Genomic DNA, 4,814 nt, shown 5'->3' on the forward strand with positions numbered 1-4,814 from the left:
GAAGGATATACAAAATAAAATAATAAGGGTTACCGACGAAACTTCAGCCGATATAATATTCAGCCAGGACCCTTTAAGAATATTAAGGGCCGTCCGCCAAAGTTTTCAATTAAATTTTTCAATAGAACAAAAAACTTATGAAAGCATGAAAAATAATGTTGCCAGAATAACAATAGTTTCCGGTGAAAGAATAAGAGATGAATTAAATAAAATTTTATTGACAGATACTCCGTCAAAAGCTTTACTTATGCTTGATGATATAGGTTTGTTAAATGTTATTTTACCTGAATTAAAACAAACTCAAAATATAGAACAACCGGCAAAATATCACGACAAAGATGTTTTTAATCATATATTGGATGTAGTTGATAAGGTTGCACCCAATTTATTACTTAGGGTTGCGGCATTATTACACGATATTGCCAAACCGCAAACAAAAACCGTTAACAACGGTAAAATATCTTTTATAGGGCATGAAAAACAAGGTGCAAAACTTGCAAAAAATATTTTATCAAGGTTAAAATATCCTGCCGATTTTATAAAACATGTTTGTTTTCTTATTGAAAACCACTTATATCCTAAAATGTATCTTTCATCATGGAAAGATACTTCCGTCAGAAAATTTGCCGATAAAATAGGTGACAGTTTGGAATATATTAAACTGCTTAACATGGCGGATTCTCGAAAATTTAACGGAGAACTTTTTGACAGGGTAAGCAAATTAAAAAAAAATAATATGTTAATGCCCGAAGCGGATTTGTTTAACGGTAACGAGTTAATTAAAATTTTTGAACAACCTGCAGGGCAATGGATAACGGAAGCCAAAAGTTTCATAAGGGAATTGCAATTTGAAAACCCTAAAATAACAAAAGAGCAGGTTATTGAAAGCTTGGAAGATTGGATAATTAAAAGATTAAAAACAGAATTACAAAAAATAAAAAATAAATAAGCTAAAGCTTAAGAGCTGCATTGTTGAACGTGAAGCTGATAAGCTGAAAAGTTTTCGGAGGATTTATATGGACGAAAATAATTTTAATGATAATCAGGAAGAAGAAAGGCCGGAAACTTATGATGTTACCGGGCTTGTTTTAGGTGCCGTAGCAGGTATTATTTTGGCAATTCTTGGTATAACAAGCATTCTGATGGGAATTATAGTTGGAATGTTTATCGGGCTTGTTATTGGAACAATGATAAAAAAATAAATTAAAATTTGGTAAAATTAAATATTCAACAAATATAAATAAATTAACAGAGGATAAATTTATGGAAAATTATGTTCGTCCTTTTTCATTATTTTCTCAGCAGGATATTTATCTTTTTAAAGAAGGCAGTCATTTTAATTTATATGAATTGCTCGGTTCGCATATTGTAAATTATGAAGGTAAAGACGGTGTATATTTTGCCGTTTGGGCACCGAATGCAAAACATGTTTCTGTAATAGGCGATTTTAACTATTGGGATAAATTCTCACATCCTTTAAACCCCAGGGGTGACAGTTCCGGAATTTGGGAAGGTTTTATTCCTTATTTAAAGCAGGGGGATATTTATAAATATTTTATTATTTCAAACCAAAACAATTATTCCGTTGAAAAATCCGACCCGTATGCTTTCCATTGTGAAACACCTAAAAAAACGGGCTCAAAAGTTTGGGATATAACTTATTCCTGGAACGATTCCGATTGGATGAAAAACCGTTACAAGAATAATGCTTTAAATGCTCCGATGTCAATTTATGAAGTTCATTTAGGTTCTTGGAAAAGAAAATTCGACCAAAACAACAGAATGCTTACATACAGGGAACTTGCAGAAGAATTAACAAAATACTGCAAGGATATGAATTTTACCCATGTTGAATTTATGCCCGTAATGGAACATCCGTTTTACGGTTCTTGGGGCTATCAAATAACCGGTTATTTTGCACCTACCAGCAGATACGGAACTCCGCAGGATTTAATGTATTTGATAGACCGCTTACATCAGGCAGGTATCGGTGTAATTATGGATTGGGTTCCGTCTCATTTTCCGATGGATCAACACGGGCTTAGTTTTTTTGACGGAACTTATCTTTACGAACATTCGGATAAAAGGTTGGGTTTTCACCCGGATTGGAAAAGTGCAATTTTTAATTACGGAAGGAACGAAGTTAAAAATTTCTTAATATCATCGGCACTTTTCTGGCTAAACAAATACCACATTGACGGAATAAGGGTAGATGCGGTTGCTTCAATGTTATATTTGGATTATTCAAGAAAACAGGGGGAATGGTTACCGAACAAATACGGCGGGAAAGAAAACATTGATGCAATAGAATTTTTAAAAAGATTAAACTATGTAGTTTATGAAAACCATAACGATGTTCAAATGATAGCCGAAGAATCTACCGCATGGCCTATGGTATCAAAACCTACTTATATAGGCGGTTTGGGGTTCGGTTTTAAATGGAATATGGGCTGGATGAACGATACTTTAAGGTATTTCAAAACAGACCCGCTTTTTAGAAAATATAATCATAATAATTTAACTTTCAGCTTATTGTATTCTTTCAGTGAAAATTTTGTTTTACCTTTTTCACACGACGAAGTAACACAAGGTAAAGGTTCTTTAATCGGAAAAATGCCCGGTGACGAATGGCAAAAATTTGCAAATTTAAGACTGTTAATCGGTTATATGTACGGGCATCCGGGGAAAAAATTGTTGTTTATGGGCAGCGAATTCGGGCAGGTTAGGGAATGGAACCACGATGAAAGTTTGGAATGGTATGTTCTGAAATATTGGCAACATTCCGGTATGCAAAATTGGGTAAGAGATATAAATAAATTTTATAAAACGCAAAAACCTTTATTTGAAGATGACAACAGTTGGAACGGTTTTGAATGGATAGATTGCAAAGATTCCGATAATTCCGTTTTAAGTTTTTTAAGAAAATCTCCGTCAACCGGTGAAATAATAGTATGTGTTTATAACTTTAATCCGGTTCCTAAATACAATTATAAAATAGGTGTTCCTAAAAAAGGTATTTGGAAGGAAGTTTTAAACAGTGATTCAAATGTTTATTTCGGCAGCAACATGGGTAATTTGGGGGAAGTTAAAACTTTTGACTATTCCACACATTCAAAGCCGTATACAATAGAAATTGTATTACCGCCGTTAGCTTCGGTATTTTTCAAATTTGAATTTACGGAAACTATAAACGAAAAGAAATAATAGGAAAAGCAAATTTTTTTTAGTATAATGACAAAATAAATAAAATACAATTGAATAGGAGTTAAAAATGCAAGATTTAAAAAGAGTTGATTCGGATATTTTTAATATTATCGAGGAAGAACATCAAAGACAAGAAAACAATATTGAACTTATTGCATCCGAAAACCACACATCAAAAGCCGTTATGCAGGCACAAGGTTCGGTTTTAACAAATAAATATGCCGAGGGCTATCCGGGAAGAAGATATTACGGCGGTTGTGAATTTGTAGATAAAGTTGAAACTTTGGCAATAGAAAGGGCAAAACAGCTTTTCGGCTGCCAATTTGTAAATGTTCAACCGCATTCGGGTGCACAGGCAAACATGGCAACTTTCATGGCATTACTTCAACCGGGCGATACCGTTTTAGGTATGAGTTTGGACCACGGCGGTCATTTATCGCACGGTCATCCGATGAATTTTTCCGGTAAGTTTTTCAAAATAATTCCTTACACCGTTAACAAAGATACAGAACTTATCGATTACGATAAATTGGAAGAACTTGCAAAAGAAAACAAACCAAAATTAATTGTTACCGGTGCAAGTGCATATTCAAGAATATGGGATTGGCAAAGAATAAGAAAAATTGCAGATTCGGTCGGTGCATATTTTATGGCAGATATTGCTCACTATGCAGGGCTTATTGCTGCAGGTGTGTATCCTTCACCTGTACCGTTTGCAGATGTTGTTACAACAACAACTCATAAAACTTTAAGGGGTCCCAGAGGCGGTATTATTATGACCAACAGGGAAGATTTGGCAAAAAAAATTAATTCCGCAGTTTTCCCCGGTACACAAGGCGGTCCTTTAATGCATGTAATTGCCGCAAAAGCGGTTGCATTTAAAGAAGCTTTGGAACCCTCATTTAAAGAATATCAAAAACAAGTTGCTTTAAATGCAAAAAAGTTTGCAGAGGTATTAGCCGAAGGCGGTTTAAGAATAGTTTCAGGCGGAACAGACAGCCACATGTTCTTAGTTGATTTAAGGCCGCTAAATGTAACAGGCAAAGATGCACAAATAACATTGGAAAAAGCCGGTATAACAGCAAACAAAAACACAATACCTTACGACCCGGCAAAACCTATGATAGCTTCCGGTATCAGAATAGGAACACCTGCAATTACTACAAGAGGAATGAAAGAAGCCGAAGTTACAAAAATTGCAAATTGGATAATAAAAGTATTAAAAAATATCAATAATGAAGAAGTTATAGCCGAAGTAAAAAAAGAAGTTACTGCTTTATGTAAGGATTTTCCCGTATATTAAAATTTTTTCTTTTTATTATACGATACTAAAAAATATTGTTGTGTTGTGTTGTGTTGTGTTTTGTTTTTTTGGACAAATATCAATAAAAATGGTATAATGCTCGTTGTTGCAGTTTTTAGTTTAAAATTTTTTAGTTCTTAAGTTTCTCAGCTGTAGTTTATACATTGTACGTTATACATTGTACGTTGTCGTTTTAAAGTTTTTGGGATCCGAAAGGATAGCTTTTGCTAAGGCAAAAGAAGTTTGAAACCAAAAACAGACCGTAAGGGAATAAAAGATTAGGCCTAATTAACTTAATCTTTTATTC

General features: G+C 33.8%; 4 protein-coding genes. All 4 read left to right on the top strand.

Features of this window, described 5'->3' with window-relative positions; translation table 11 throughout:
• The coding region (locus tag ACMUOV_RS05120; RefSeq protein WP_413854032.1) for an HD domain-containing protein at positions 1-949 on the top strand (949 nt) is incomplete at its 5' end.
• Between the two features lie 67 nt (positions 950-1,016).
• A complete protein-coding gene (locus ACMUOV_RS05125; RefSeq protein ID WP_413854033.1) occupies positions 1,017-1,202 on the top strand; it encodes a hypothetical protein in 186 nt (61 codons plus the stop codon).
• A 61-nt stretch (positions 1,203-1,263) separates the two neighbouring features.
• Positions 1,264-3,204: a 1,4-alpha-glucan branching protein GlgB gene (gene glgB, locus ACMUOV_RS05130; protein WP_413854034.1), complete on the top strand. Its 1,941-nt coding sequence runs from the start codon at positions 1,264-1,266 to the stop codon at positions 3,202-3,204.
• Positions 3,205-3,271: 67 nt separating this feature from the next.
• Complete coding sequence (gene glyA / locus ACMUOV_RS05135; protein WP_413854035.1) at positions 3,272-4,507, top strand: serine hydroxymethyltransferase; 1,236 nt, start codon at positions 3,272-3,274, stop codon at positions 4,505-4,507.
• Positions 4,508-4,814 lie beyond the last annotated feature (307 nt).

The sequence above is a fragment of the Candidatus Ruminimicrobium bovinum genome, assembly GCF_902760015.1.
In the GTDB taxonomy this organism is placed as follows: domain Bacteria; phylum Elusimicrobiota; class Endomicrobiia; order Endomicrobiales; family Endomicrobiaceae; genus Ruminimicrobium; species Ruminimicrobium bovinum.

Bases quoted from the DNA above. Each gene is read 5' to 3' on its own strand.
- ACMUOV_RS05125 (WP_413854033.1), top strand. From the start codon at position 1,017: ATGGACGAAAATAATTTTAATGATAATCAGGAAGAAGAAAGGCCGGAA.
- glgB (WP_413854034.1), top strand. From the start codon at position 1,264: ATGGAAAATTATGTTCGTCCTTTTTCATTATTTTCTCAGCAGGATATT.
- glyA (WP_413854035.1), top strand. From the start codon at position 3,272: ATGCAAGATTTAAAAAGAGTTGATTCGGATATTTTTAATATTATCGAG.